Source organism: Pseudomonas sp. PvP100 (genome assembly GCF_017833055.1).
GTDB lineage: Bacteria > Pseudomonadota > Gammaproteobacteria > Pseudomonadales > Pseudomonadaceae > Aquipseudomonas > Aquipseudomonas syringae.
In genome coordinates this window covers 2,655,789-2,682,551 of sequence record NZ_JAFIBO010000001.1, presented here as the reverse complement: position 1 = coordinate 2,682,551, position 26,763 = coordinate 2,655,789, and the positions used below count along the sequence as shown (strand labels likewise).

The following is a 26,763-nucleotide window of genomic DNA, read 5'->3' as shown; positions in this document are numbered from 1 at the left end:
TCAAGCCTGAGTCGCATCAGCCCTGATACCAGTTAGTAGCCTTTTCGATGTATTCAACGTTCGCTGGAAGTACCTCGCGCAGGAAGGCGAGGTACTTGCCCATCAACGCCTTGCTGGGAAAACGCGCGGCAAAGCCGGTGGTGATATCGTCGCAATGGATGATGACCATCAGGCGTTTGTGATCGACCGTGACGAATTCGTGCAGTTGCCATGGGGCGGTTTGTCGATGGTGGACAGGGTTTTCCCAGGTCAGCAGTTTGATGGCGGCGATGAAAGCCATCGCTACCGGACCGACCAGAAAGAGTAACGATCCGGTCAGGATGGCGACGAGTCCGAATACCAGCATGACGAAAATGGCGATGCCTTTGAAGAAGCTTGAGGCGAAGTCGGGGTAGTGGAGGTAATACTCGACCGTGGCTCCATCGGTTTTCAGGGTGTAGTTGAAGATGGTTTTTTGGCGGATGAGCAGGCCTACGAAATAGGCAAGATACCCTACAAGTGCAAGAACTGTGTATACCAAAGAATAAAGGCTATCCGAAAACATTATCCAGCCTCCCCAAATAAAAAGTGAGCTGGCGGTCAGATAGAAGGCGATAAATCCAAGCTGTGTGATCATGATCTCTTTAGGTGACCTCGCCAGCGTTTTGACTTTCCAGTTTAAAATGTCTTTGCCTTTCGGCAGGTCTAAAGCCTTTTCTTGCTGAGTCATATAGGTGTGCCCTCTGCGACTTCCAGGGTAAGGGAACCAGTCCTGCTTGATGCCTTTACCGCGAGTTCCATGGCCGCCAAGCCGTCAATAGAGGTATCGCCTCTTGTGCCAAGCTCCATCTGAAAAAGATAGCTTCTATCGTCCTCGCCGGAATTTATAAGGTCAGACGGATACCAGAGTTGTAGCTCCAGAAAAGTTGCTTCCTTATCAAGCGGCACCCAGGTTTCCCAGATGAGGTCCTCGTTTTCAGGGGGCATTAGAGGGTAGGTGAAGTCTTCACTAGCCTTGGCAGTTAGTTTGTTAGTGAGCATCCCGAACTGCTCGACCTTCCTGAATTTTCCGCGGTTCAGAAACGCTTCATATATTGGGGTATCTATTTTTTCTACAGGTAGCACGCCCCACGGGCGCTTGCTACTTACAATGTTGAAGTGAACAGATTTGCCGCGTAAAAAGTGTGGGAAATACACCTGTACCCCAGCGCCATTTTGCACAGCGACACTCATATAGTCGCCTTTGCCAAGGTAACGATCCTCATAATGCACGGTACTTTTTACATGAACCTGCGGAGATAATTGAATTTCCATCAACGCGCTTACTTCTTCATTCTTACCTTTTGCAGTCTCGTCGTAGCGATAGTCTATGGTTCTTGACCAACAGCACTTACGTAGCCACCAGCCCACACTGTCTTGCTTGAAATAGTTTAGGGTCATCGTGGCAAGGAGATAAATAAAGCCAACTGCCATCAGGGCTACGCTGAACCACGAACTCATCGCAATAATCGTAAAAGTGCTAGCAGGGAAAACGCCTGCTAATAGCTGTGCCGAAGAACCTAAACCCATCAGGAATACAGCAACTCTCTTAATACGGAGTCCGTGTTTTTCATCTGAAGTTTTAGCTGCGTAAAAATCATCCAAAGCGTCAAATAGCTCTAATGTAACCGCCGCTATCCCAAACGCCCCCATCGCCACCATCGAGCCTCTAAACCCCCTTATCGCATCCCCCCAAACCGCATTATCCCGTGCTTTCCAGTAAGCCGCCGACTTATCGAGAATGCCGATGTCATATCCGCCAATAGAAAGAGGCTTGGCTGTACTGATAACCGCCCACGGTGCTTCAACAAACACCGCCATCAGCAAGTTAAAGCTATACCCCAACCCATACGTCACCTTGCCGATGTCCTTGGTGCTGAATTCGCCATCCCGAGTAAGGTCGCGATAGGTGAAGGCGGTGTTGATGAAGTTGAGCATGATCACGCCCCAGGTGATCGAACCGGCAATCCCTCCCAGTCCATCGAGCCAGCGCCTGACGGTGCTCAGCCATTCTTTGGTGATGGCTTTGCCGGACTGGAAGTGCAGGCGAATCTCGTCCTGTAATTGCTTGGCGTATTGGTTGTTCTGATAGTCGAGCAGGGCGGGCATGCTCAGTTCGTGCAGGCGAAGTTTTTGTTCGAGCGCGCGCAGGTGGCTGGCGATGCTTTTGCGGGGGTTGTAAGCGGTTGGGTAGAGCCAACTGCGGCGGGTATCACTGATCTGTTTGTTGAGTACCTGCCACTCACTGATCCAGTTTTTCAGCTTCGCGAGCATGTTGTGATCGATCGCAATACGCGCCTTCGAGTCGAGCAGGATCTGGCCGATCAGCAGCGTGCGTATCAGTGCAACGATGTTTTGCTGCTTGCCCACCGCCAGACGGCTGTCGATGGGCACCCAGGCCAGCAGGATACTTTCGAACGTCGCTTTGCCTGCGTTGCTAGCCAGTTGGCCGAGGGCTTTGAAGGTGTGCTGAACGGGGTGTTTCAGCGCTTTCATCCACGGCTTTTCGGCAAAGCCCTGGTGATTGAGCGTGCCGTTGAGTTCGCCGATGCGAGTGGCCAGGTTGGTGACGTCGCCAAGGCCGTTCAGCAGCGCGTTGGCCTCCTGATGCAGCGCGTGTTTGAGCGCCGGTGAGAAGCCGTAGCGCAAGGTGCCAAACAGGCTGCTGTCGTTGGCTTCCTGCTCGGCGAGCCAGGCGCTGGCGGCGTTGTCCTGAGCGTAAATGATCTGCAGGTTAAGCATGAGCGTTTGCAGATAAAGCAGGCTTTCAGGGTGTGTGGGGTCGACAAACAGCTTGAGCGGTTCCGTGCCCAGATGGGCCGACCATTGCCGAAAGTCGCTTTGCGTGTCACGCACCTGTTGCAGCAGTGTGTCTCCGGTTGGCAGGTGCTGCTGAAGGTACTGACGCGCACCGCTCAGATCGACCTCGCGCCGCCATTTGTGGCGATCTTTCCAGGCTTGCAGGGCCTCGTCGGAGGGCGCGCTGCCGTAACGCATTTCAATCGATCTGCGCATCTCCGGGCTTTTGAAAATATCCGGCAGCAACAGCACGCCACCGGGAGCGGTGTTGTTGCCGATCTGCTCTTGTTCAAACGTGCATTGTTCAAAATAGGCTTCGACGTCGCTCAGGTACTGATGGGTAAGCGCGGCATTGCCGCGCACCGATGCCGGCAATTTCTCCGGTTCGCCTTCAGCGCCACACAGTGCGGTGACAGTCTGGGCGATCTGGATCTTGTGTTCGTGCTCGGCTTGCCAGTTGCGGTAAGCGGCCTGATCGGCGGCCAGTTGCATGCCCAGATCATTGAAAATGGCCAGCGGGTCATCAAGGGCGATGAGCAGGGAGCTGTCCTGATCTTCAACGCTGCCCTGCCAGAAAACGTCAGCGCCGATTGGCGAAAACAGCGGCTGGGTTTCTTCACTGGAGGACTCGTGTGTAGGAATCGCCGAGTCTGCGAACCGGTCATCTTCAACCACATGCTCCTTGTCGATGTCCGCCACCGCTTCGGCAATGCGGTTCAACGGCAAGGTATCCGGCTCGGCCATGGTCATGCAGTAGCGTTTCAGATCCAGCATTTTCATCCATGACGCGCGGCTTGCCGGATTGGAGCGCAGGTGTTCGCAGATTCGCCAAGTCCATTGCTGAGGGGAAAAGGCGATGTGAAGCCGGTTTTTTCGCGGATAGAGCAAGAAGGGTTTGCCATCGTCGGTACCGCTTCGCCGGTCACTGCCGATCTGCGCATCGGTCCAGACAATACGGCTCAGGTTGCCGCTGGCGGCTGACACCGCGTACTCGTGCAACGTCTCTGCCGTTTCGTCATAGACATACACATAGCCGTCATACAGTTGGCGAAGGGTATAACTGCGTGTTTTCAGCTTCGGCATCACCGCCCAGCGGCTGCCCGTGAGTAGCGGTTTCAGCTTCTGGGGAGCGGCATCGTAGCGGGAGCGGTCCAGCGCATAGCGCACCGGCACGATAGCCACGTCAGGTCCTCGGAAGGGACACAGGCTGGTGGCCGTGGCGGGTGTTTTGGCGAACGTTGCAGCACGTCGTTGTGTATGGGTGCCGGATTTTTCGATCATGCATGGAATCTCTGCGCAGAAACGGGCGATATCGCCCGCTGTATGCAGAGGTGCATTCCAAGATATGTGCCGACTGTCTATTTACCTATAAAAAACAAATAGATAGAGATTTAAAGCAAAGACATTGAGCAAAAAAAACGTGAAATAGTGCGCAAACGTCTGCGCACATGCGCCGACTCATTCCTGTGTGCTGCAGCGTTTTAAATACAAGCCTTGGTCAGTTTTATGCGGGTATCGGGTGCGCAAAAATCTGCGCATCCCGCTTCATGCCAAATACGCAGGATCACGCTGTCTTCGGCCATGGTGATCAGGCGGGGCCTGCCACCTTGACTGCTGACGAACGACTGACCCGCAATGCGACCAGGCTACCAACGATGGTCAGCGCAGCCAGTGCGTACAGCGCCAAGGTAGTCGAGCCGGTCTGATCCTTGATCCAGCCCACCAGGTAAGGGCTGAGAAAGCCTGCCATCTGCCCAATCGAGTTGATCAGCGCCAGCCCGCCTGCGGCAACGCTGGCGCTCAGCAGGGCGGTCGGCAATGGCCAGAACATCGGCAGGCTGGTCAGCGCACCCATGGTCGCGATAGTCAGCCCGATGATGGCAACGATGGGCAGCGTCGCGAAGTTGGCGGCAATGATCAGGCCGGTCGCGCCCATCAGCATCGGGACCACCAGATGCCAGCGGCGCTCATTGCGCAGGTCGGCGGAGCGGCCGACCAGCAGCATGAATACGCCCGCCATCAGGTACGGCACGGCGCTGATCCAGCCGATTACCAGTGCATCGCTGAAACCGAGGTTCTTGATGATCGACGGCAGCCAGAAATTGATCGCGTAGACGCCGCTTTGAATGCAGAAGTAGATAAAGCCCAGAATCCATATGAACGGCATGCTCAGCACTGAGGCCACCGAGCTTTTGCCGTGTACCGGGCGGCTCAGTTCATCGTTGGTGATATCGGTCTTGACCCGCTGACGCTGCTCGAGCGTCAGCCAGCGGGCATCCTCGACCTTGTCGCACAGCAGAACGAAGGCCAGCGCACCCAGCGCCACGGTGGGCACGCCCTGAATCAGAAACATCCATTGCCAGCCGGCCATGCCGCCCTGGCCTGCAGCGAAATGATTGAGAATCCATCCGGAAAACGGGCCGCCCAGCAGGCCGGAGACCGGAATCGCCGACATGAACAGTGCCATGATTCGCCCGCGACGCTGATTCGGATACCAGCGCGAGAGGTATAGCACGATGCCGGGGAAGAAGCCGGCCTCTGCCATACCGGTCAGAAATCGCAGCACGTAGAACTCGACCGGCGTGGTGACGAACAGCAGGCAGGTCGAGAAGATTCCCCAGGTAATCATCATCAGACCGATCCAGCGACGCGGCCCGAAGCGGTTCAGCGCCAGATTGCTGGGCAGGCCACACAGCACGTAGCCAATGAAGAAGATGCCGGCACCGAGGCCATAAACCGTCTCGCTGAAATTCAGGGCATCGAGCATCTGCAGCTTGGCGAAGCCGACGTTCACGCGGTCGAGGTAATTGAACAGGTAGCAAATGAAGATAAACGGGATAAGGCGCAGGGTGATGCGACGGTAGACAAGATTGCCTTCAGCGTCGCCCACCTCGTGGGTCGAAACAGGTGTCATGGCGGGTGTTCCTCTGTGCTTGTTGTTTTTATATAGCCCGATAGCTATTGGATGCACGCTTGATCATAGGTGGCCGGTGACGAAAACGCTTTGGGGGTTTGCACGGCGGCAGGGGGCATGCGTTGTGTGATTGCACAACGCAGGTACGCGGGGGAGGTTATGGCTTGTCGCCAACGTCAGTACGCAACGAACATGACAGCGCCGGGGCCAACGCTCTACTCGACCGCCTCATACGGCAGGCCCACATAATTCTCGGCAATGGTCCTGCGCCCGGCTTCCGAGCCGACGTAGTAGTCCAGTTCGGTCTGCTGGATGCGCTGGCTGAAGGCGTCGGTGTCGGGGAAGTTATGCAGCACCGACGTCATCCACCAGGAGAAACGCTCGGCTTTCCACACCCGGCGCAGGCAGATTTGTGAATACTTCTCCAGCAAGTCAGTGCGGCCTTCCTGATACACCTTGAGCAGGATGCGGTATAGCGTGCTGACATCGCTGGCCGCCAGGTTCAGCCCCTTGGCACCGGTCGGCGGGACGATGTGCGCGGCGTCGCCGAGCAGGAACAGGCGACCATACTGCATGGGTTCAACCACAAAGCTGCGCAGCGGCGCGATGCTTTTCTCGATGGACGGCCCGGTGACCAGACGCTCTGCCAGATGCTCGGGCAGGCGGGATTTGAGTTCATCCCAGAAGCGCTCGTCCGACCAGTCTTCGACCTTCTCGTCGGCACTGACCTGCACGTAATAGCGGGTGCGAATGGCCGAGCGCATGCTGCACAAGGCAAAGCCGCGCGGGTGATTGGCGTAGACCAGCTCTTCGTTGACCGGCGGCGTATCGGCCAGTACGCCGAGCCAGCCGAACGGATAAACGCGTTCGAATACCTTGAGGGCGTCAGCGGGAATCGATTGCCGTGACACCCCGTGAAAGCCGTCACAGCCGGCAATGTAATCGCAGTCCAGGCGCACGGTCTCGCCGTCTTTCACGAACGTCAGGTACGGACTATCGCTCTTGAGGTCGTGCGCCTTGACGTCCGCGGCATCATAGATCGTCATTGCACCGGTCGCTGCGCGCGCGGCCATCAGGTCGCGGGTGACTTCGGTCTGACCGTAGACCATTACCGTCCTGCCATCGGCGAGACTCTTCAGGTCGATGCGCTCGCAGCGACCGGCGAACGCCAGCTCGAAACCGTCATGGATCATGCCCTCTGCGTCCATGCGTTCGCTGACGCCCGCTTCACGCAACAGGTCGGTCATACCTTGTTCCAGAACGCCGGCGCGGATGCGCGAAAGGATGTAATCGGGGTCCTTGCGCTCGAGGATGACGTTGTCGATGCCGGCACGCTGCAGCAGTTGGCCCAGCAGCAACCCGGAAGGGCCTGAACCGATAATGGCAACCTTGGTCTTCATGGCGATAGTCCTGTCTTTTGATCCCTGCCAGGTTTAGCCAGCGGGACGTGTTTGTTTTTGTCTCCTGCATTTTTAATGGATGCCGTCTGGATAAGAAGGCAATATCCGCTGCATTATCTGGACTTTTCGAGGGTCCGGACGAGAGAGGACGACATGGCCAGACCTGCCACAGCAGCGATACCGGTGTTCAAGCTCTACGGAGAGACCACGGCCTGGCCCACCCCGGACCTGATCCATTGCGAGTCGATCCCTGAGCGCAGCAGGATTCACGAATGGGAGATCAAGCCGCATCGGCATGGCGATCTGGTCCAGCTGCTTTACGTGCAGTCGGGCAAGGCGATGCTCAAGGTCGAGGACCTGGTCAGCGAGGTCGAGATGCCTGCGCTGCAGGTCGTTCCCGCACTGAGCGTGCACACCTTCAGGTTTTCCAGAGATATTCAGGGCCATATTCTCAGCCTGGCCAGACCCTTGGTGGAGCAACTCGAGGCTGCGCTCGACGTCTCTGCCCTCAGCGCTTCCCGCTGCTATGTGCTCGGGGCAGACAGCGATTATGTGGACACGCTGTTCAATGCCATTGCCGATGAATACCGGCAGCCCAGAGCGGGCCGCGATCTGATGCTGCACTCGCTGGTCAATGTGCTGGCGGTGTGGCTCAGTCGGCGCAGCAGTGAGCATGCCGGCGAAGAGACTCATTCGATGGATCGCGGCCGCGAGCATTTGCAGGTATTCATGCATCAACTGGAGGCGAGTTTTCGCGAGCACTGGTCGATCGACCAGCATGCTCAGGCGATGGGTATCAGCGCCGCGCATTTGAATGCACTGTGTCGGCGGCTGTGCAATCAGTCGGCCTTGCAGATCATCAGTGAGCGCTTGTTGCTGGAGGCCAAGCGCAACCTGATCTACACCACACTGACCATCAATCAGGTGTCAGACAGCCTTGGTTTTTCCGAGCCTGCGTATTTCTCGCGCTTCTTCAAGCGCGCTACCGGGCAGTCGCCCAAGGCCTTTCGCCAGCAGAAATAGAAACGGGGTGCTCAAGAGCACCCCGTCGGCTTGCAGCATGCCGTTATGCGGTCAGGTCACGACCTGGTAGCACGGCACGTACGCCGCGCCGCCTGGCAGCTTCATGCGGTGCTGATCGACGAAGGCCTGCAACAACTTGTCCAGCGGGCCCATGATCGATGGGTCGCCGTGGATCTGATAAGGACCATGCTGCTCGATCAGACGAATGCCCTTGTCCTTGACGTTGCCGGCGACGATGCCGGAAAACGCCCGGCGCAGGTTGGCGGCCAGTTCGTGAGTCGGCACATCGTGGTTCAGTTGCAGTCTGGACATGTTCTCGTGGGTCGGATCGAAAGGGTGCTGGAAGCTTTCCTCGATCTTCAGCAGCCAGTTGAAGTGAAACGCGTCGTTACGCTCGCGGCGGAACTGCTTCACTTCCTTCAGGCCCTGCGTCATCTGCCGGGCAACGTCTGCCGGGTTGTCGATGATGATCTGGTAGTGACGCTGCGCCTCTTCACCCAGCGTGGCACCGACAAACGCGTGCAGCTGCTGCAGGTAAGGTTCGGTGTTTTTAGGGCCGGTCAGGATTACCGGGAATGGCACATCCTTATTGTCCGGATGCATCAGAATGCCCAGCAGATACAGAAACTCTTCGGCAGTGCCTGCGCCACCGGGGAAGATGATGATGCCGTGGCCGACGCGCACGAACGCTTCGAGGCGTTTTTCGATGTCCGGCAGGATGACCAGCTCATTGACAATCGGGTTGGGCGCTTCGGCGGCGATGATGCCCGGTTCGGTCAGGCCCAGGTAGCGACCGCCGACGATGCGCTGCTTGGCGTGCGCGATGGTTGCGCCTTTCATCGGGCCTTTCATGACGCCAGGGCCACAGCCGGTGCAGATATCCAGGCTGCGCAGGCCCAGCTCGTGGCCGACTTTCTTGGTGTATTTGTATTCTTCGGTATTGATCGAATGGCCGCCCCAGCACACCACCATCTTCGGCTCGACACCGGCGCGCAGGGTACGAGCGTTGCGCAGCAGGTGGAACACGTAGTCAGTGATGCCCTGGGAATTGCTCAGGTCGATGCGCTGGCTGTCCAGCTCGCTTTCGGTATAAACGATGTCGCGCAAGGCGCTGAACAGCATTTCGCGGGTGCTGGCGATCATCTCGCCGTCGACGAATGCATCGGCAGGCGCGTTGAGCAGCTCCAGGCGAACGCCGCGGTCCTGTTGATGGATGCGGACTTCAAAACTCTCGTACGCTTCAAGAATGGTCTTGGCGTTATCGACGTGGGCGCCGGTATTGAGAATGGCCAGGGCGCACTGGCGAAACAGGGTATAGGTGCTGCCTGAACCGGCCGCGCTGAGCTGCTGCACTTCACGTTGGGACAGGGTTTCAAGGCTGCCTTTCGGGCTTACGGTGGCGTTAATCACTTGTCTTGGGATCATTCTATTTTCCATTAGAGCGATGCAGTCGAGCATCAGGATGGCGAATATCGAGAACATTCGCCCCTGTGGAGCCTTTTCTACAGCACTTGGCCGGGAAAGCAAACGCCGGACCGCAGACGTCCCCTGTTTGAGCCGTTGTGCGTCATCGCAGGATTGAATCGGCAGGCGAATTCTTTTGAAAGCAGGCACTTGCTTCGCTGACCGTGCGGCTGAATTTTGACGCGGACAACGGGCAATAGTGAACCTGACCCCTTTAACGGAGTCTGTTAGCTGATGGACTTTCTGGACGGCCTGCATGAAAGGGATCATCAGGTGCTTTTTCAACGCGCCTGATAGGCAGACATTCCGTCCGGGCAGGAGTTGCAAAACCGTTGATCACTTGCCGCTCCCATCCTTAGCCGGCCCGTTAAACGAGGCTTTATTTTCATTTCAGATAAAGATAGTTATCGCCATGTCTCGTCATTTTTCCGCACTTCTTTCCCGAGCCCCTGGCCTGTTCGCCGTTTCGCGTCGCTTGCTCGGCGCAGGCCTGGTTGGCGCTGCATTGACCGTTGTCATGCCTGGCAGCGCACAGGCCGCAGGCAGCGATCGCTGGGTCAGCGACAGCCTCACCACCTATGTACGCAGCGGACCAACCGATGATCACCGGATTGTGGGTACGCTGAAATCCGGGCAGAAGGTCGAGCTGCTCAGTTCTTCGGGCAAGTTCAGCCAGGTGCGTGGCGAAGGCGGTTCCACGGTGTGGATTCCGAGCAGCGACTTGCAGGAAGTGCCTGGGCAAGCCGAGCGTGTGCCACAGCTGACTCAGCAGGTCGCCGATCTGACCGAGCAACTGGCGGGCATCGACAATACCTGGAAGACCCGCGTGCAGGGCATGCAGGAAACGCTGGACGCGCGCAAGAAACTGGTCGACGAACTGGAGGCGCGCACCAAGACCCTCAACGATCAACTGGCCGACTCTCAGGCTGAATTGCGTGCGACTCAGGCGCGACTTGGCGATGAGAACAAGCAGGTGATGATGCGTTACATGGTCTACGGCGGCAGCATTGCCGGTGCCGGCTTGCTGGTCGGCCTGATCCTGCCGGCGTTGACCAAGGGCCGCAAGAAGAACGACGGCTGGGTGTAAACCGCCTGGACCACCTCACATGCCAGCGCCCCGCGCTGGCATGCTGTCCACCACGTTGTGCGTTATATCGAGTGCGCAGCCGATGTGTGACGGACCTCTCCGAAAATGCCTTTCCCCTGCCGCAATCACGACCCAGCCCACACTCTTTATGTCTGCCTGGCATAGGGTTCGTGTGCGAAGTTGATGTTCGTTCTACAGTTTCTGCGTGGATGGTCGAAAAACTGAGTGTTGCCCTCAACCTCGCGCTTTGATGCGCGGGGAGGGGTCATGGCAAGTTGTGTTATGGCTCTTTGCCGTCAGTTATTATGTGCGTCCTGAAAAATGGGCTGCCGAGTCGGGTCTGAATGATGTTCAGGCCGCGGATCTCATATTTTCACCCTCTCCTGTGCAGGAATCCGGATGCTGGCGTACAACCAAAAAAGCTTTCTTATCGTTGATGATTTCTCTGACTTTCGCAGTTCAGTGAGATCGATGCTGCGTGAACTGGGCGTCAAGGAAGTGGACACCGCCGACTCCGGCGAGCAGGCTCTGCGCATGTGCTCGCAAAAGCGTTATGACTTCGTGCTGCACGATTTCAACCTGGGTGATGGCCGCAAGAACGGCCAGCAGGTGCTGGAAGACCTGATGATCGAGCGCCTGCTGAGTTACGAAAGCGTATTCATCATGGTCACTGCCGAAAACAGTCAGGCGATGGTCATGAGTGCGCTCGAGTGGGAGCCGGATGGTTACCTGACCAAGCCGTTCAACCGCGCCGGGCTGGCCCAGCGGCTGGAAAAGCTGGTGCAGCGCAAGACCTTGCTCAAGCCGATTCTGCAGGCCCTCGACCGTCGCAAACCGGCCGAGGTGCTGGCCGCGTGTGACAAGCTGATCGAGCAGGACCCGCGTTATGCGCCGTTGTGCCTGCGCTACAAGGCCGATGCCTTGCGTGACCTGAAGCAGAACGAGCCCCTGGAAGCGTTCCTCAAGACCATTCTGGCTGATCGGGCCACGCCGTGGGCCTACGGCGCATTGGGCAGCCTGCTGCTCAAGCGCGGCAAGACCGCCGAGGCGCAGGCTGTCTACGAACAGGCAATCAAGGCATTTCCGACCATGCCTGCGCTGTTCGATGGCCTGGCTGATGTGCTGGTCGCGCTTGGCGATGGCAAGCGCGCGCAGTCTGTGCTGGAAAGCGCAGTGCGCCTGTCGCCGCTGGCGGTGCGTCGGCAGAAGCTGCTGGGCAAGCTGGCACTCGGCAACGATGACTTCGAAAGTGCTTCCAAGGCCTATCGCCAGGCCGTCTCCCAAGGTCAGCATTCGCGTTTCAAGGATCCGGAAACCAACCTCGGGTTGGCGCATGCGTTGATCAGCAAAGGTGGCGATCAGGGGCTCGATGCGCGCACCCGTGTCGAGATCAACAACGCCCTCGTCGATGTCGCCAAGGAGCATGGCGATGACGAGGGGCTGCAAGTACGTACCCGGCTAATGAAGGCGGCCAGCCTGCAGCATTCGGACCCGGAAGCCGCAGCCAAGCTCACCGAGCAGGCAATGGCCAGGCTGGATGGCATGGAGCAGGTGCTCAGTGCCGACGCCGCACTGATGGTGGCTGCGCAACTGAAGAAACTCGGTCAGGAAGAGGCCGGTGCCGGCGTCTTGAAGAGTTGTGCCGGGGCCTACGGCGACGATCCTGCAGTGATGAAAAGCATTGCCAGCATGACCGATGATCCGGCGATTCTGGGGGCCAGCAAGGCGGCTGTCGATTTCAACCTGCAAGGCGTGCGCAGTTACAAGGCCGGCAACCTCACCGAAGCACAAGCGTTTTTTCGCAGTGCGCTTGGCTTGCAGCCAAAGAACATCAGTATTGCGCTGAATATGGTGCAGTCGCTGCTTCACCCTGGCCAGAATCTGGGCCAGGCCGGAATTGACGAGTGTCGTGCCAGCCTGACCATGCTTGGCAAGATCCCGGAAAGCGATCCACGTTATGAGCGCTACCATAAACTCAGGGAGAGGGCGTTTAGCGCATGAGTGAAGAGACAGAGCAGGGCCTCGACTTTTCCATGGTGATCGCCTCCACGGTGCACGACATGAAGAACTCGCTGGCGACCCTGACCCAGGCACACAGCCAGTGGCAGGCGAAGCTTTCGGTCCAGCAGCGCGACACGTCCGAGCATGGCATCATCGACTATGAATTTGCCAACCTCAACGGCATGCTCGTGCAGTTGCTCGGCCTCTACAAGCTGGGTGTCAACCAGATGCCATTGCGTCCGGACTACCACGAACTGGACGATTTCATCGAAGCGCAACTCGCCCATCATCAGGACGTGCTGGCCAGCCGCGGGATTGCCGCGCGTCATGCGATCGACGTGGCGAGTCCCCTGGGCTTTTTCGACCGCGAACTGATCGGCTCGGTGGTGGGCAATATCATCGTCAACGCCATCGGTTTTGCCCGCGAGCAGATCGTTGTCAGTGTCGGCGATGAAGGCGGGCAGCTGAAAATCACCATCAATGACGACGGCCCCGGCTACCCGGCGTATCTGATCGAGCGCCAGACCGACTATGTGCAGGGCATCAACCAGGGCAGCGGCAGTACCGGCCTGGGCTTGTACTTCGCTGCGCACATTGCCCGGCTGCATGTACGCAACGGCATGCGCGGGCGCATTGAAATCGCCAACGGCGGCGTGCTGGGCGGGGCGATGTTCAGTATGACCCTGCCCTGAGGCAGCGGTCTTTCAACGAGTACCCCGCAACGCCTTGTCAGGATTGCGGGGCGGACTCGGCGCTTAGATATTCAATCCGAAGTTCTGTTTGATGCTGTTCAGGCTGTCCATCAGTTCCTGATCAGACGCCAACGGATGTTTGACCGGTTCGCAGCCGTGCTTGAGCGTGAAGTGTTCAATGGCTGCGAGGGCGTTTTTGCGGTGCAGGGTGTCGGACGAAATCGTTGAGCCCTCGAGCGTCCAGGGCTCGTCCCCCAGATACAGCTGCGAATTATCGATGTCGGCGAAAAACCAGAAAGGTGGGTGCATGTTCTGGTTGATGATGGCCAGGGTGTGATCGACGTGTTCAAAGGCGTTGTGATACGTCTCGTCCATCAGGCCGGCGGCTTCCAGGCTGCGTCTGGAATAGTAGGAAAACGCACCGACGCAATGGCGGTACAAGGGTAGGTTGATGCCATTGCCGTAGTCAATCCGGTACACCGCGTTGGCCTCGCCGGACGGCGTCTTGTTCATCAGACCATGCTGGCTGTAATTGAGGTGCTGAATGCCGGTCAGCGTCGAGGTCAGAATATAAAGCTCGAAGACTTCCGGGCTTTTTATATAGATGTCGTCTTCGATCAGGAACAGGTGTTCACACCCGGCGTCCATGAGTCGCGACAAAGCTCTGTTCTTGGATTTTCCAACGCCGAGGTTGGTCTCGTTGTTGAAGAAGACCTCGCTGTCATACGCGGAAAACTCCGGGTACACCTCGCCGTCATTGATGATGACAACGCAGTCGATGATCTCGGCAGGCAGGGAATCGTAAAGCTTTTTCAGCAGCGCAGGACGGTTGTAGGTGACGATTCCGCAGCCAACCTTTTGACCATTGATCATGGTGATCCTCTGTTCTCTCGGGCGTTAGCGTGATTGTTGTTGATTGGCGTCGCCGCTCGGCGGGCAGTTCAAGCCCGCGCTGACGTAAATCGATGTATGTACGCGGTGGATTGCAATATTTGCGCCAATTGCTGGCACGCCAAAGGCCTGGAGCGGTGCTGGTTAAAGTTTTAGCGGACACCGCCGAAATCGTTGAAAGGCTGTATTCGATATCACGATGAGCGGTGGGTGGGTGATGCTGTTAGCTAAAAAGTACTGCCAGGGGCACGGTATAGAGTTGGGCGCCGCGGCTCACAACGCGTTCAATCTTGCCCATTGCCTGAACGTTGCGCCGTGCAACGGTGTGGATTTTCTGCACCCTCGCGACATGGAAGACTATCAGCAGTACTTCGTCGAGCAGATGAAAGTGTCGGGCGATGTTTCGAAGGTCGACATGCTGGGCGATTTTCAATGCATCCATACGGCAGACTCGTCGGTTGACTATCTGATCAGCTCGCACGTCATCGAGCACGTCCCCAACCTGCTTTCTGCCTACGTCGAATCCTTCCGAGTGCTGAAGAACGGCGGGGTATTCTTCTGCATCTTTCCCAAGCGCACCGCAGCCAAGACTGATCGGGCGCGTCGTTTGACGACGCTGGCGCAGATGATCGAGGACTATGAAAACAAGGTCGACATGACCACCGTCACTGAAGGCGAGTGGCGCGGTCACTATCAGGTCTTTTCCCTGCAAAGCATGCTCCGCGCGGTCAATTACGTTAACTCGTCAGGCCTGGGTTGCTGGTACATCGAGTGCGTCGAAGAAACCGATTCGAAAGTAGGCAACGGCCACACCGTCGTGCTGCGCAAAGTGGAGGGCTTGTCTGCCGAAAAGTGGCAGGACGTCGGCGACTTCAACACGCAGTTCAACCAATTGTTGATGGCGGGCAAGCTCGAGAACGCGCTGACGCTGACCAAGATTATGCTGTCATTCAATTTTTTCGATGCCACCAGGCTGCACCTCGCCGGTGCCCTGAGTCGTCAATTGGGTAATGTGGCCGAAGGCGTCGAATTCCTGCGCCAGGCCCTCGTGGTCGACCCGGAAAACGAAGACTACCGAAAAGAGTTCATCGAAGTGACCGGGACACCTTTCCATAACCCGGTTCTCTGACGCGTTGAGCGGCAGGCCTACAGCCTGAAGCGCGGTGCTTGAAGATTGCAGCCTGAAGGTTGAAGCTTGGCGTTTGCTGCTCAACTAAAAGGACTGACCCATGACACGCAATGACCCCCATTCGCAGAAAGAAATGCTGATGGGCATTGATGAAGTGGAGTGCGTAACCCCGGATTTGAACGGTGTACCTCGCGGCAAGGTGATGACGGCTGAAGGTTTTCTCGAAGGCCGCCGTTTGCAGCTGGCGCGCGGCGTGTTGCTGCAATGCATCATGGGCGGTTATCCGCCGGCGCGCTTTTACGGCAGTGATGACGGCGATCTGGCGCTGATCAGTGATCCACAGCAGCTCCACCGTCTGCCCTGGAGCACGTCGCCGCGTGCCCTGGCCATTTGTGATGCGCAGGACCTCGATGGCCAGCCCTGCATGCTCTCCACCCGTAATCAGCTCAAGGCGGTTATCGCCCGTTACGCTGCGCAGGACCTGGTGCCAGTGGTGGCCACCGAACTTGAGTTTTTTATCTTCGCGCCCAATCCCGAGCCGCTTTATCCGTTTGAGCCGCCGACTGGGCTGGACGGGCGACGCGAACAGGGGCACTCGGCATTCAGTGTCAGCTCCAACAACGGCTTGCGGCCTTTTTTTGCCGAGGTGTATGCCTGTATGGCCGCGCTGAGCCTGCCACGTGACACCGTGATGCACGAGATGGGGGTCAGTCAGTTCGAGATCAACCTGCTGCATGGCGATCCGCTGCTGCTGGCCGATCAGACTTTTCTGTTCAAGCACTTGCTCAAGGAGGTTGCGCTCAAGCACGGGCTCATCGTGGTGTGCATGGCCAAACCGCTGGCCCATACGGCGGGCAGTTCGATGCATATTCATCAGAGCGTAGTGGCAGCAGAGACCGCAGTGAACGTCTTCAGTGATGCGCAGGGTGAGCCGACCGACGCGTTTCGTCATTTTATTGCTGGCCAGCAAGCCTGCATGGCGGACTTCACCGCGCTGTTCGCGCCCAATGTGAATTCCTACCAGCGCCTGTGCCATCCTTATGCGTCACCCAATAACGCCTGCTGGTCCTACGACAATCGCGCTGCCGGATTACGCATTCCGTCGAGTGCAGCGGCGGCCAGAAGGGTGGAAAATCGTGTGCCGGGCGCTGACGCCAATCCTTATCTGGCTATTGCCGCAAGTCTGGCGGCCGGGCTGCATGGCATCGAGCAACGACTGCAACCGACGCCGCCGCTGCAGGGCGAACTGGAGGTGCCGGAAGAATTGTTATTGCCGTGTACCTTGCACGCTGCTCTGGAGCGTCTGAAAAGCAGTCAGTTGGCCAAGGAACTGTTTGGTCATGAATTCATCGAAGGCTACATCGCGTCGAAGACCCTGGAACTGACCAGTTTTTTTGACGAGATAACCCCCTGGGAACGGCGCGTGCTGGCTGCTCAGGTTTAAGAATCGCAGTGTCGGGCTCGCCCAGTCGGGCGACTCCCTATTTTTGGAAAGTTGATGCGCCAAATCTGGAAGTCCTTTCGAGCGCTTTATTTTGCCTCGTTGATGATGTTGATCGGCTCGGGTCTGCTGAGCACTTATCTGGCCCTGCGCCTGGCCGCCGATCAGGTTGACAGCCTGTGGGTGGGTGCGTTGATGGCTGCCAACTATTTCGGTCTGGTACTGGGCGGCAAGATCGGTCACCGCCTGATCGGCCGTGTCGGGCATATTCGCGCCTACGCCACCTGTGCCGGCATCGTCGGTGCGGCAGTGCTCGGGCATGGCCTGATCAGCTGGTTGCCAGCCTGGCTGGTGCTGAGGGTGATCGTCGGTCTGGGCATGATGTGCCAATACATGGTCATCGAGAGCTGGCTGAACGAGCAGGCGGCTGCCAAACAGCGCGGCATGGTCTTCAGCGGCTACATGATTGCGTCCTACCTGGGGTTGGTGCTGGGTCAGTTGGTGCTGGTGGTTCACCCGCAACTGGGGCCTGAGCTGCTGATGCTGGTGGCGATGTGTTTCGCTCTGTGCCTGGTGCCCGTCGCCATGACCCGGGCGATTCACCCGGCACCGCTGCATCCGGCGCCACTGGAGCCGCGCTTCTTCATGAAGCGTGTGCCGCAGTCGCTGACGGCGGTACTGGGCGCCGGTCTGATCATCGGTTCGTTCTATGGTCTGGCACCGGTCTACGCCGCCGAGCAGGGGCTGTCCACCGAGCAGGTAGGTCTGTTTATGGGCTGCTGCATTCTGGCCGGTTTTCTGGTGCAGTGGCCGTTGGGCCTGCTGTCCGACCGCTATGACCGCTCCGTACTGATGCGTATCTTTGCCGCCGCGTTGGTGGTGGCGTCGTTACCGCTGGCGGTGTTCCCCAGCGTGCCTGTCGAGGTGCTGTTCGGTGTCGGTTTTCTGGCTTCGCTGATGCAGTTCTGCCTTTATCCGCTGGCAGTGGCCTTCGCCAATGACCACGTCGAGGCCGAGCGCCGAGTGTCGCTGACGGCCATGTTGCTCATGACCTACGGCATCGGCGCCAGTATCGGTCCGCTGGCTGCGGGTGTGGTGATGAAGCTGTTTGGCGGGCACATGCTGTATGCGTTCGTGTGTGGCGCTGGTGTGATTCTGGTACTGCTGATCAGGCCAAAGGCGGTCACTCACCTGCACCAGGTCGAAAACGCACCGCTGCACCACGTTGCGATGCCGGACAGTATGTCCAGTTCGCCACTGGTGGTTGCACTTGACCCGCGTGTCGACGAGCAGGTGGTTCAGGAACAGATGCAGGCAACCGTTGAGCCAGAGCCGGAGCCGGAGCCGGATTCCGAGGTCGTGTCCGAAGCAGAGGTCGATACGGAAAGCGAGGTTCTGGTTCAGGCCGAGCCGGCTGCCGAGGCGGAAACGGCTGAAGCCGATGAGCATGAACGCGAGCGTGAAAGCGAGACCTGGAAGGCCTGACGAGTAGCGCAGGGCAGTGCACGATTGCGGCAGCAATGCCGCAATCGTTGGGCGATTCAGATGAGTGTCAGAAGTCGTCGTCTTTGTCGAAGCGTCGTGCTTCTCGCTGTAACTGATAGACGAAACGTTCGACCTGACGCTGCACCAGCCCACTCATGTTGTGGAAGCGCACGCCGGCAAAGGTAGTGTTGATTCTTTCTTCGAAATGCAGATGGCGTAACTCGACAGGCGCTGTCATGGCGCCGAAAGGCAGCTTGGCAACGAAGCGTTCGTATACCTGGCCCAATTGCATGCGATCGGACACGTCGCCCTCGAAGCGCAACTTGCAACCGGTAGCAGAAATATCCAGCAGCTTGCCGGCCAGCGTGAATTTCAGGCGGTCACCGCCGATTTCGACGTCGACCAGTTGCGCCAGCTTCAGCGCGGCCCGGAATGCGTTGCGGCGCTGGTGATAAACCACTTCCTCAGGCATCGGGCCGCGGTACATGCGTTGACCGTCGGTGCTGAGGATGTCCATTTGCGCAGTACTTTCCCAGGCAATCCGCACGCCGTCGTGAAAGCCTTCGACACGGAAGGATTCGCCGTTGCTCAGAAAGCGTTCGCCATCGCGGGGGATCATTTCGTCGAGGGCCATGACGTTGTTGTCGCGGTCGACTTCAAGCATATAGCTCTGAAAGCGCTGGGGGCGCTCATGAAAGGTAATGATCAGAGGATCATGACTCTCGAGTAGCAGCCGCAGGTTAGCGGCAATTTCCAAAGGTGTATTGAGAACCTTCGGGGGCTGCGGAGCATCGTCCGCGCTTGAGCCATTCACGTTCTTGATCTCCAGGCAAAATACTACGGCAACGCAACATCAGGCATTCTGCCACCATGCACGAAACCTTGATACAGGAAGTTACGCCTGACTCAGAGGGCGTGGTTTTGCTCTAAGTGCAGTCGACCCGCGGCTGTCATAGAGTGTAGGCGTATCGCCACCGTTCAAGATGCGAAGCTGGTGAGCGGTACTGACCTGCTGCATCTGGATCAGACTACCATTGCGCTCGTTGAGCGTCTGGCATTCATTGATCAACGTATTCAGTTCGTCGGCAGCCAGCAGCAATTGCTCACCGATATCCGACTGGCTGGCCAGTTGCTGGAGACCACTGCGATTGGCTGGCAGCCCCATGCCCGCAAGCACCTGGCTACGTTTGCGACCATGTTGATCGAGAAGAATGACCAGCGCCTGTTTCTGCGCCAGCACCTGCTCCATCTCGCCCATGTCGCGGCCGTGAAGAATCAATGATTCGGCCTGCAACAGCTCAAGAAGCTGTCGGGCCGAAACCATGTCGTCAGTGATCATCTGCAGCAAAGTAGTGTCTTGCATCGCATGCTCTGGTTTTTAAGCGTCCAGAATATCCAGCGCCAGCCTGAGCTTAGCGTTGGGTTTCGAAATTCAACAGTTTGCTGGCGACACGGTTGCTGTCCACTGTGTAGCTACCGTCGGCGATGGCCTGTTTGAGCTCGGCAACGCGAGCACTGTTGACGGTTGGCAGATCGGTCAGCTTGTCCGTGATTTTCTGCAACTGTTGAGCCTCACTGCTCAAGGAAAAAGTTTCCCCGGTGCTTTTGACGCCTGCGGTGACGGCAGGGTCTGGGGCAGCGGTTTTGGCGGTGTCTTTACTGGGGCTGGTACGGGAAGCACCGGCAACAGACTGTGAGTTGTTAAGGCGACTGAAATCTATGACCATGATTGAAAAAACCTCTGGGTGTTTGGACGCTTGCCTTGTTTTCGGCCAACCCCTATCAAACTTTAGGCTGATTGTGAGAAAGCTTCCCAATAGACGACATTTGCCGTCGGGCATTCCCCGCAGTCTAAAAAAAACACACCCTTCGCGCCACTATCAATGCACTACATAGCGACTTCCACCTGCCCTGGGCCGGTGACACTTGCCTTGATCACCCGCTGGGAATTGAGGTTTTTCACCCGTATCTGTTCGTTGAAGCCTCCATCGGACATCGCTTCGCCGGGCATGCGAACCGCCAGCGAGCCGCTGCGGGCAATGATCACAACCTGATCGCCCTTGTGAACCATTTGTGGCTGCTCAAGCGCCACCGGGGTAATGACCTGGTCGATGACCATTTGTCGGACAACCTTCTGACCGACTGCCTGATCCAGCGATGCCAGGAAACCCTGACCCAGGCTGCTGACATCCCGCTCGCGCATCGCAACGTCTTCTTCGGTGACGATCGCGTCACGCTTGAGCGGGCGCATCACGGTCACGACGTTGCGATACAGCAGCACCTGGGCGGGTACAAACACCGTCCAGGGTGAAGAACCTTCGCAGCGCACCCGCACGGTGACCCGGCCAACCGGGCGCGGACTTTCCAGTGTGGCTGTCAAATCTTTGTCGCAGGCACCCATCCTTAAACGCGGGTCGAGTTGCTTGACCTGTATCTCATGACGCCCGTCAATCTGGTTGGTTGCCAAATAGTCTTCTACTGTGAACTCAAGAAACCCTTGGGTGACGCCGATAAGCTGCTCAGGCAGTGTGAAATTCTCGGCGCGAGCGAGGGTCACCGTGCTGGAAAGGCACAGCAGGGCGATTGCGCACAGAAGCCTGCGGGTTTCTAATGCGAGGTGTCGAGAAATTGTCGTCTTTGCGTTCATGAAGTAATAAATAGCAAAGCCCGTGCCGCTTGTTGATCTGGTGTCTGGGCGGCGGTCATTTTGTAAGGGGGTTCGGCATGGCAGGTGTAATGGATTCGGTAAACCAGCGAACTCAGCTGGTGGGTCAGAATCGCCTGGAGCTGCTCTTGTTCCGTCTCGACGGCAAGCAGCTCTATGGGATCAACGTCTTCAAGGTAAAAGAAGTACTGCAATGCCCGAAACTCACCATCATGCCCAAATCGAGCAAGATCGTTCGGGGCGTGGCCAATATTCGTGGCGGCACGATCCCGATCATGGATCTGGCAATGGCGACAGGTTCCACAGGCATGATTTCGCTGGTTAATTCCTTCGTCATCATTACCGAGTACAACACCAAGGTTCAGGGCTTTCTGGTGCATTCTGTCGAACGCATCGTCAACATGAACTGGGAAGAGATTCATCCACCACCCAAGGGCACCGGGCGCGATCATTACCTGACCGCCGTTACCCGGGTTGATAACCAGCTGGTGGAAATCATCGACGTCGAGAAAATTCTCGCCGAAGTCGCTCCAGTGTCCGAAGAGATCTCGGTCGGTGTCATTGACGCCGAGGTTCAGCACAAGGCTGTCTCCCTGCGCGTGCTGACGGTCGACGACTCGTCGGTGGCCCGCAAGCAAGTGAGCCGCTGCCTGGAAACCGTCGGGGTGGAAGTCGTAGCGCTCAACGATGGTCGTCAGGCGCTGGATTACCTGCTCAAGATGGTCGCAGAAGGCAAAAAACCTGAAGAAGAGTTCCTGATGATGATCTCCGACATTGAAATGCCGGAGATGGATGGCTATACCCTTACCGCAGCAATACGTAATGATCCACGCATGCAGAAGATGCACATCACTTTGCATACCTCGCTGTCAGGGGTATTCAACCAGGCGATGGTCAAGAAAGTTGGCGCGGATGATTTTCTCGCGAAATTCAGGCCTGATGATCTGGCGGCCAGGGTCGTTGCGCGGATCAAGGCAGCAGAATAACCAGCCGGGGGCGTCGTCCCCGGTGATTCACATGATTTGAGAGGCGGCACTTTGTCTACGGGTAATTTGGATTTTGATCAGTTCCGGGTATTTCTGGAAAAAGCCTGTGGCATCCTGCTTGGGGAAAACAAGCAGTACCTGGTGTCCAGCCGCCTCAACAAATTGATGGAGCAGCAAAGCATCAAGTCGCTTGGCGAGTTGGTCCAGCGCATTCAGACCCAGCCGCGCAGTGGTTTGCGCGAGCAGGTAGTCGATGCGATGACCACCAACGAAACCCTGTGGTTTCGCGATACTTATCCATTCGAAGTGCTGAAGAACAAGGTGTTGCCCGAGCAGATCAAGGCCAGCCCTGGTCAGCGACTGCGCATCTGGTCGGCCGCCTGTTCGTCGGGTCAGGAACCGTATTCGCTGTCGATGTCCATCGATGAGTTCGAGCGTGCCAATCAGGGGCAGCTCAAATCGGGCGTGCAGATCGTCGCAACCGATCTGTCGGGCTTGATGCTCAATAACTGCAAGACCGGCGAATACGACAGTCTGGCCATTGGCCGCGGCCTGTCGCCGGATCGTTTGCAGCGCTTCTTTGACGTAAAAAGTCCGGGCCGCTGGGTGGTCAAGGCGCCGATCAAGAGTCGCGTGGAATTCCGCTCGTTCAACCTGCTCGACAGCTACGCCTCGCTGGGCAAGTTCGACATCGTTTTCTGCCGTAACGTATTGATCTACTTCTCGGCCGAAGTGAAGAAGGACATCCTGCTGCGTATCCACGGCACGCTCAAGCCAGGCGGCTACCTGTTTTTGGGGGCTTCCGAAGCACTCAACGGTTTGCCGGATCACTACCAGATGGTTCAGTGCAGCCCCGGGATCATCTATAAGGCCAAGTGACGATCTGTCAGTTGCCTGTCATGAAAAAAGAGACCTTCGGGTCTCTTTTTTTGTGCGCGGCCGAAAACAGCTCTGATCGTCTGCCCATCGGTTTCATGTTTGCGTACTGCTGCCGCTCACCAGTTTTGCAAAAGCGTTGGCGGCAGCGCTCTGGTAGCCGTTTTTACGTCGCAGCAGCGCAACCGTCCGCCCAGGCAAGGCAGGGATGGTCTGAACTTCGCGCAATCCAGGCTGCTCGCGAACGATGGCATCGGGAAGAATGGTCGCCATGCGGCCCTGGGCGACGACCTTGAGCAAAATGGCAATCGAGTTCGCCTCTAGGCCGACTGTCGGCTTGAAGTTTTGCATCTGGCACCAGGCATCCAGCAACTGGCGAGTGGCGAATCCGGGAGCGAGCAAGGCAAAGCGAAGCGCTTGCAGGTCCTCAAGTGTCAATGCGGCCTGCTTTTCGGGGCCAGGCTTGGCCATGACCAGGCACAGTTGTTCATCGAACAGAGCCTGGCTGTCTATCTCGACAGCATGACTGCCGGCAAAGCCGATGGCCAGATCGAGCGCGTCACTGATCAATGCCTCGGTAATCTGCTCCAGAGGCAGTTCTGTGAGGATAATTGCCACTCCGGGATACAGCGCGCTGAAGCGGTCGATCAGTGGTGCTATCAGGTATTCACTGAAGGTGGGCGTGACGCCGAGGCGCAATTGTCCGCGTGACAGATCGCTGACATCGTCGAGCGCACGCTTCCCGGCCTCCAGCTCAAGCAGGCAGCGACGCGCGTGGTCCAGATACACGCGGCCGGCATCGGTCGGCACGACACTGCGGCGGGTGCGGTCGAACAGTTGCACACCCAGACTGCTTTCCAGCTGCCTGATCTGCTGCGACAACGCCGGTTGCGAGACATGCAGGGCCTCGGCTGCCCGGGTGAAATTGCTATGGTCGGCGATTGCCAGCAAATAACGTATATGGCGTAAGAGCACAGCATCACCATAAGTCAGGATTATGGCGATGATCATAAATCAGTCTTGGATCTTATGGTGATAGTTGCCGATGCTGTGATTGACGTGAATTCATTCCGGAGGGTTACCTATGCCGCACAGCAATATTTCCAGAGCGCCGCGCCAGCATCTGACTGAACGTGTGCTGCAGGCCAAGACTGCAAAGAACCTGACCTGGGCGGGGCTCGCAGAAGGTACGGGGTTGAGCGTGGTGTATGTCACCGCTGCCTTGCTCGGTCAGCACCCTTTGCCGGAAGCGGTGGCCGAGGTGGTCGCCGAGCGTCTCGGGCTGGACCGGGACGCGGTCGCCGAACTGCAAACCATCCCGTTGCGCGGCAATGTCGAAGACGTCTCCAGTGACCCGACTATCTACCGCTTCCATGAAATGGTTCAGGTCTACGGCACAACGCTGAAAGCACTGGTGCACGAGCAGTTCGGCGACGGCATCATCAGCGCAATCAACTTCAAGCTCGACATCAAGAAAGTCGACGATCCGGAAGGGGGCGAGCGAGCCGTGATCACCCTTGATGGAAAATTCCTGCCCTACAAACCGTTCTGAGGACGCCGAGATGAGTGATAAAGGAAGACCGCCATTGCCACCCTTCACCCTGGAGACTGCAGTCCAGAAAGTCCGTGGCGCCGAGGATGGCTGGAATTCGCGCGATGCGGCGAAAGTCGCGCTGGCCTACACCGAAGACACCTATTGGCGTAACCGCAGCGAGTTCGTCAATGGTCGCGCAGAGGCTCAGGCCTTTCTGGAACGCAAGTGGCGCAAGGAACTGGACTACCGGCTGATCAAGGAACTCTGGGCATTCACGGATAACCGCATCGCCGTGCGCTATGCGTACGAATGGCATGACGACTCCGGCAACTGGTTCCGTTCGTATGGCAATGAAAACTGGGAGTTCGCTGCAAACGGCCTCATGCAACGGCGCTTTGCCTGCATCAACGATTTGCCGATCGCCGAGTCCGAGCGCAAATACCATTGGCCATTGGGGCGCCGACCGGATGATCACCCGGGTTTGAGTGAGCTGGGTCTCTGATCAACCGTCAAAGGGACCTTCGGGTCTCTTTTTTTATTGGGTGTCTGATCGAGGCAATGATGAAGGGCCGCCATTGCCAGGCGGCAATCCGGTACTGGCAAAAAAACGGCACCCACCTTGCCGCTTTACCCCTCCACAGCGGAAATGCCTTGCCGCTTTTCTGGCATTGCCGCCTCGCCACCGCCTGCGGGCCCTGCAAACATTGACTTTTACAACATGGCACGCCGATTGCTTTGTCAGTAACAACAGAATCAGGTCAACCGGCAAAGGTTTCCCGAAATGAGCATCAGCTTCGATAAAGCGCTAGGCATACATGAAAAGGCCCTCAACTTCCGGGCTCAGCGGGCAGAGGTGTTGGCCAACAACATTTCCAACGCCGACACCCCGAACTTCAAGGCTCGTGATCTGGAGTTTTCTTCGGTGCTGGCTGCCGAAACCGACAAGGCCCAGAACGGTCACTTCGCGCTGAACAAGACCAACAGCCGCCATATCGAAGCCGAGGGCATGGGCAATGACGACGGGACGCTGATGTATCGCACGCCGTCGCAGCCTTCGCTGGACCAGAACACCGTTGATTCCCAGGTCGAGCAGGCCAGCTACACCGAGAACGCCATGGGCTTCCAGGCCAGCTTCACATTGCTCAACAGCAAGTTCAAGGGGCTGGTTGCAGCCCTTCGCGGAGAATAATTCATGTCACTAGCCAATGTGTTCAACATTGCCGGTAGCGCCATGAGTGCCCAGACCACGCGTCTGAACACCACGGCCAGTAACATCGCCAACGCCGAGACCGTGTCTTCGAGCATGGACCAGACCTATCGTGCCCGTCACCCGGTGTTCGCCACCGTGATGCAGGGTCAGCAGTCGACCGGTGGTTCTTTGTTTCAGGACCAGGGCGAAGCCGGGCAGGGCGTTCAGGTCAACGGCATCATCGAAGACAGCTCGAACCTGGAAGCACGTTACGAGCCCAATCATCCTTCCGCTGACAAGGACGGGTATGTCTATTACCCCAACGTCAATGTCGTGGAAGAAATGGCCGACATGATTTCTGCCAGCCGGTCTTTCCAGACCAACGCAGAAATCATGAACACCGCTAAATCCATGATGCAGAAGGTTCTGACCCTCGGTCAGTGATAGAAGGCGAACGTTATGGCCGTTGATAGCACCACAGCAAACAGCGTTTCATCGACATTTTTGAATACGCTGCAGAATCCGACGCCGACCGCGACGAATTCTACCGGCACGCTGGGCAAGGACTCTTTTCTGCAGTTGCTCGTGACGCAGATGAAGAACCAGAACCCTCTGGATCCGCAGGACAACACGCAGTTCGTGGCGCAACTGGCGCAGTTCAGCAGCCTTGAAAGCATGCAGAATCTGACCTCGACCGTTGACACGATCGCCAGCAGCTACAAGTCGTCGCAGGCCTTGCAGGCCTCGTCACTGGTCGGACGCTCGGTAATCATCGATGCGAGCAGTACATCGGTCGATACGACCAAAGGCCTGACCGGGTCGATCGTAGTGCCGAGCGAAAGCTCGCTAACGACCGTCAAGGTGTACGACTCGCAATCGAATCTGGTCGACAGTGTTGACCTGGGCACGCAAAAAGCCGGTACCACCAGCTTTGCCTGGGACGGTACGGACTCAAGCGGTACTCAGTTGCCATCGGGAACTTATACCTTCAAAGCTGAAGGCTCGGTCGAAGGCAAGAACACACAGCTTTCAACTTACCTGCCCGCCACGGTCAACAGTGTCACGATGGGTGTCAATGGCGCAGAAACAACGCTTAACCTGGCCAGCGGCAGTGTCGCCCTGTCCAAAGTTCAAACTATCGGATTGTAGAGCCGCTACGGCGCAGGAGT

25 protein-coding genes are annotated in these 26,763 nt (G+C 57.5%); 14 read left to right on the top strand and 11 right to left on the bottom strand.

The features are described from left to right. Positions 1-16: 16 nt before the first annotated feature. From JOE39_RS11320 to pobA, 4 genes are all read right to left on the bottom strand, one after another. Positions 17-709: a hypothetical protein gene (locus JOE39_RS11320; protein ID WP_010413287.1), complete on the bottom strand. Its 693-nt coding sequence runs from the start codon at positions 707-709 to the stop codon at positions 17-19. Beyond that, entirely contained in the window at positions 706-4,098 is a 3,393-nt protein-coding gene (locus JOE39_RS11315; protein WP_210077365.1) for a toxin VasX, read from the bottom strand. The genes JOE39_RS11320 and JOE39_RS11315 overlap by 4 nt, the downstream gene beginning before the upstream one ends. A gap of 307 nt (positions 4,099-4,405) precedes the next feature. Beyond that, positions 4,406-5,731, bottom strand: coding sequence for an MFS transporter (locus JOE39_RS11310; protein ID WP_032661311.1), 1,326 nt, complete (start codon positions 5,729-5,731; stop codon positions 4,406-4,408). A 215-nt stretch (positions 5,732-5,946) separates the two neighbouring features. After that, positions 5,947-7,131, bottom strand: a complete 1,185-nt coding sequence (gene pobA, locus JOE39_RS11305; RefSeq protein ID WP_003391284.1) for a 4-hydroxybenzoate 3-monooxygenase — start codon at positions 7,129-7,131, stop codon at positions 5,947-5,949. 153 nt (positions 7,132-7,284) lie between these two features. Here pobA and JOE39_RS11300 point away from each other — a divergent pair, with 153 nt between their 5' ends. Continuing rightward, complete coding sequence (locus JOE39_RS11300; RefSeq protein ID WP_024663985.1) at positions 7,285-8,154, top strand: helix-turn-helix domain-containing protein; 870 nt, start codon at positions 7,285-7,287, stop codon at positions 8,152-8,154. A 51-nt stretch (positions 8,155-8,205) separates the two neighbouring features. Here the strand turns inward: JOE39_RS11300 and ppnN are convergent, their stop codons facing one another. Next, positions 8,206-9,579 (bottom strand): nucleotide 5'-monophosphate nucleosidase PpnN, encoded by a 1,374-nt coding sequence (gene ppnN / locus JOE39_RS11295; protein ID WP_003391287.1) that lies wholly within the window; start codon positions 9,577-9,579, stop codon positions 8,206-8,208. Between the two features lie 451 nt (positions 9,580-10,030). On the opposite strand from ppnN, the gene JOE39_RS11290 reads away from it, so the two are divergent. The 3 genes from JOE39_RS11290 to JOE39_RS11280 all read left to right on the top strand — a co-directional run bounded on the left by JOE39_RS11290 (position 10,031) and on the right by JOE39_RS11280 (position 13,398). Continuing rightward, the gene (locus JOE39_RS11290; protein WP_024663986.1) at positions 10,031-10,705 is read left to right on the top strand and encodes a TIGR04211 family SH3 domain-containing protein; all 675 of its coding nucleotides are present in this window, start codon (positions 10,031-10,033) and stop codon (positions 10,703-10,705) included. A gap of 399 nt (positions 10,706-11,104) precedes the next feature. Continuing rightward, positions 11,105-12,706 carry a tetratricopeptide repeat-containing response regulator gene (locus tag JOE39_RS11285; protein ID WP_003347299.1) on the top strand — a complete coding sequence of 534 codons (1,602 nt, stop codon included), beginning with the start codon at positions 11,105-11,107 and terminating at the stop codon, positions 12,704-12,706. After that, on the top strand, positions 12,703-13,398 hold the full coding sequence (locus tag JOE39_RS11280) for an ATP-binding protein (protein WP_024663987.1): 696 nt from the start codon (positions 12,703-12,705) through the stop codon (positions 13,396-13,398). The genes JOE39_RS11285 and JOE39_RS11280 overlap by 4 nt, the downstream gene beginning before the upstream one ends. Positions 13,399-13,461: 63 nt before the next feature. Here the strand turns inward: JOE39_RS11280 and JOE39_RS11275 are convergent, their stop codons facing one another. Further along, positions 13,462-14,271, bottom strand: coding sequence for a hypothetical protein (locus JOE39_RS11275; protein WP_024663988.1), 810 nt, complete (start codon positions 14,269-14,271; stop codon positions 13,462-13,464). Between the two features lie 235 nt (positions 14,272-14,506). Here JOE39_RS11275 and JOE39_RS11270 point away from each other — a divergent pair, with 235 nt between their 5' ends. From JOE39_RS11270 to JOE39_RS11260, 3 genes are all read left to right on the top strand, one after another. Further along, positions 14,507-15,418, top strand: coding sequence for a methyltransferase domain-containing protein (locus JOE39_RS11270; protein WP_004416963.1), 912 nt, complete (start codon positions 14,507-14,509; stop codon positions 15,416-15,418). Positions 15,419-15,620: 202 nt separating this feature from the next. Continuing rightward, positions 15,621-16,862: a glutamine synthetase family protein gene (locus JOE39_RS11265; protein WP_161632651.1), complete on the top strand. Its 1,242-nt coding sequence runs from the start codon at positions 15,621-15,623 to the stop codon at positions 16,860-16,862. Between the two features lie 54 nt (positions 16,863-16,916). Then, on the top strand, positions 16,917-18,344 hold the full coding sequence (locus tag JOE39_RS11260) for an MFS transporter (protein WP_003316767.1): 1,428 nt from the start codon (positions 16,917-16,919) through the stop codon (positions 18,342-18,344). Between the two features lie 67 nt (positions 18,345-18,411). Here the strand turns inward: JOE39_RS11260 and JOE39_RS11255 are convergent, their stop codons facing one another. The 4 genes from JOE39_RS11255 to flgA all read right to left on the bottom strand — a co-directional run bounded on the left by JOE39_RS11255 (position 18,412) and on the right by flgA (position 20,991). Continuing rightward, positions 18,412-19,158 (bottom strand): flagellar brake protein, encoded by a 747-nt coding sequence (locus tag JOE39_RS11255; protein WP_003316768.1) that lies wholly within the window; start codon positions 19,156-19,158, stop codon positions 18,412-18,414. A gap of 81 nt (positions 19,159-19,239) precedes the next feature. Then, a complete protein-coding gene (locus JOE39_RS11250; RefSeq protein ID WP_003316769.1) occupies positions 19,240-19,707 on the bottom strand; it encodes a flagellar protein FlgN in 468 nt (155 codons plus the stop codon). Between the two features lie 49 nt (positions 19,708-19,756). Continuing rightward, on the bottom strand, positions 19,757-20,071 hold the full coding sequence (gene flgM / locus JOE39_RS11245; protein ID WP_003316770.1) for a flagellar biosynthesis anti-sigma factor FlgM: 315 nt from the start codon (positions 20,069-20,071) through the stop codon (positions 19,757-19,759). 161 nt (positions 20,072-20,232) lie between these two features. Beyond that, positions 20,233-20,991 (bottom strand): flagellar basal body P-ring formation chaperone FlgA, encoded by a 759-nt coding sequence (gene flgA / locus JOE39_RS11240; protein ID WP_003417867.1) that lies wholly within the window; start codon positions 20,989-20,991, stop codon positions 20,233-20,235. Positions 20,992-21,068: 77 nt separating this feature from the next. Here flgA and JOE39_RS11235 point away from each other — a divergent pair, with 77 nt between their 5' ends. Next, positions 21,069-21,995, top strand: coding sequence for a chemotaxis protein CheV (locus JOE39_RS11235; RefSeq protein ID WP_003316772.1), 927 nt, complete (start codon positions 21,069-21,071; stop codon positions 21,993-21,995). A gap of 51 nt (positions 21,996-22,046) precedes the next feature. After that, positions 22,047-22,874: a protein-glutamate O-methyltransferase CheR gene (gene cheR, locus JOE39_RS11230; protein ID WP_003347319.1), complete on the top strand. Its 828-nt coding sequence runs from the start codon at positions 22,047-22,049 to the stop codon at positions 22,872-22,874. Between the two features lie 93 nt (positions 22,875-22,967). Here the strand turns inward: cheR and cynR are convergent, their stop codons facing one another. Next, the gene (gene cynR, locus JOE39_RS11225) at positions 22,968-23,882 is read right to left on the bottom strand and encodes a transcriptional regulator CynR (RefSeq protein ID WP_003391305.1); all 915 of its coding nucleotides are present in this window, start codon (positions 23,880-23,882) and stop codon (positions 22,968-22,970) included. 73 nt (positions 23,883-23,955) lie between these two features. On the opposite strand from cynR, the gene cynS reads away from it, so the two are divergent. From cynS to flgD, 5 genes are all read left to right on the top strand, one after another. Next, a complete protein-coding gene (cynS, locus tag JOE39_RS11220; protein WP_003391308.1) occupies positions 23,956-24,423 on the top strand; it encodes a cyanase in 468 nt (155 codons plus the stop codon). Positions 24,424-24,433: 10 nt separating this feature from the next. Then, positions 24,434-24,907, top strand: a complete 474-nt coding sequence (locus JOE39_RS11215; protein ID WP_004416966.1) for a nuclear transport factor 2 family protein — start codon at positions 24,434-24,436, stop codon at positions 24,905-24,907. Positions 24,908-25,186: 279 nt separating this feature from the next. Continuing rightward, complete coding sequence (gene flgB / locus JOE39_RS11210; RefSeq protein ID WP_003316778.1) at positions 25,187-25,594, top strand: flagellar basal body rod protein FlgB; 408 nt, start codon at positions 25,187-25,189, stop codon at positions 25,592-25,594. A 3-nt stretch (positions 25,595-25,597) separates the two neighbouring features. Next, positions 25,598-26,038 carry a flagellar basal body rod protein FlgC gene (gene flgC, locus JOE39_RS11205; protein ID WP_002554316.1) on the top strand — a complete coding sequence of 147 codons (441 nt, stop codon included), beginning with the start codon at positions 25,598-25,600 and terminating at the stop codon, positions 26,036-26,038. Positions 26,039-26,053: 15 nt separating this feature from the next. After that, on the top strand, positions 26,054-26,743 hold the full coding sequence (flgD, locus tag JOE39_RS11200; protein ID WP_003316779.1) for a flagellar hook assembly protein FlgD: 690 nt from the start codon (positions 26,054-26,056) through the stop codon (positions 26,741-26,743). The last annotated feature ends 20 nt before the right edge of the window (positions 26,744-26,763 follow it).

Coding starts and splice junctions, on each gene's coding strand:
- flgA (WP_003417867.1), bottom strand. CDS start 20,991: ATGAACGCAAAGACGACAATTTCTCGACACCTCGCATTAGAAACCCGC.
- JOE39_RS11235 (WP_003316772.1), top strand. CDS start 21,069: ATGGCAGGTGTAATGGATTCGGTAAACCAGCGAACTCAGCTGGTGGGT.
- JOE39_RS11250 (WP_003316769.1), bottom strand. CDS start 19,707: ATGCAAGACACTACTTTGCTGCAGATGATCACTGACGACATGGTTTCG.
- JOE39_RS11275 (WP_024663988.1), bottom strand. CDS start 14,271: ATGATCAATGGTCAAAAGGTTGGCTGCGGAATCGTCACCTACAACCGT.
- flgC (WP_002554316.1), top strand. CDS start 25,598: ATGTCACTAGCCAATGTGTTCAACATTGCCGGTAGCGCCATGAGTGCC.
- cynR (WP_003391305.1), bottom strand. CDS start 23,882: ATGATCATCGCCATAATCCTGACTTATGGTGATGCTGTGCTCTTACGC.
- flgM (WP_003316770.1), bottom strand. CDS start 20,071: ATGGTCATAGATTTCAGTCGCCTTAACAACTCACAGTCTGTTGCCGGT.
- pobA (WP_003391284.1), bottom strand. CDS start 7,131: ATGAAGACCAAGGTTGCCATTATCGGTTCAGGCCCTTCCGGGTTGCTG.
- JOE39_RS11265 (WP_161632651.1), top strand. CDS start 15,621: ATGACGGCTGAAGGTTTTCTCGAAGGCCGCCGTTTGCAGCTGGCGCGC.
- JOE39_RS11320 (WP_010413287.1), bottom strand. CDS start 709: ATGACTCAGCAAGAAAAGGCTTTAGACCTGCCGAAAGGCAAAGACATT.
- cynS (WP_003391308.1), top strand. CDS start 23,956: ATGCCGCACAGCAATATTTCCAGAGCGCCGCGCCAGCATCTGACTGAA.
- JOE39_RS11270 (WP_004416963.1), top strand. CDS start 14,507: ATGCTGTTAGCTAAAAAGTACTGCCAGGGGCACGGTATAGAGTTGGGC.
- flgB (WP_003316778.1), top strand. CDS start 25,187: ATGAGCATCAGCTTCGATAAAGCGCTAGGCATACATGAAAAGGCCCTC.
- JOE39_RS11300 (WP_024663985.1), top strand. CDS start 7,285: ATGGCCAGACCTGCCACAGCAGCGATACCGGTGTTCAAGCTCTACGGA.
- JOE39_RS11260 (WP_003316767.1), top strand. CDS start 16,917: ATGCGCCAAATCTGGAAGTCCTTTCGAGCGCTTTATTTTGCCTCGTTG.
- JOE39_RS11310 (WP_032661311.1), bottom strand. CDS start 5,731: ATGACACCTGTTTCGACCCACGAGGTGGGCGACGCTGAAGGCAATCTT.
- JOE39_RS11280 (WP_024663987.1), top strand. CDS start 12,703: ATGAGTGAAGAGACAGAGCAGGGCCTCGACTTTTCCATGGTGATCGCC.
- JOE39_RS11285 (WP_003347299.1), top strand. CDS start 11,105: ATGCTGGCGTACAACCAAAAAAGCTTTCTTATCGTTGATGATTTCTCT.
- flgD (WP_003316779.1), top strand. CDS start 26,054: ATGGCCGTTGATAGCACCACAGCAAACAGCGTTTCATCGACATTTTTG.
- JOE39_RS11215 (WP_004416966.1), top strand. CDS start 24,434: ATGAGTGATAAAGGAAGACCGCCATTGCCACCCTTCACCCTGGAGACT.
- JOE39_RS11290 (WP_024663986.1), top strand. CDS start 10,031: ATGTCTCGTCATTTTTCCGCACTTCTTTCCCGAGCCCCTGGCCTGTTC.
- ppnN (WP_003391287.1), bottom strand. CDS start 9,579: ATGATCCCAAGACAAGTGATTAACGCCACCGTAAGCCCGAAAGGCAGC.
- JOE39_RS11315 (WP_210077365.1), bottom strand. CDS start 4,098: ATGATCGAAAAATCCGGCACCCATACACAACGACGTGCTGCAACGTTC.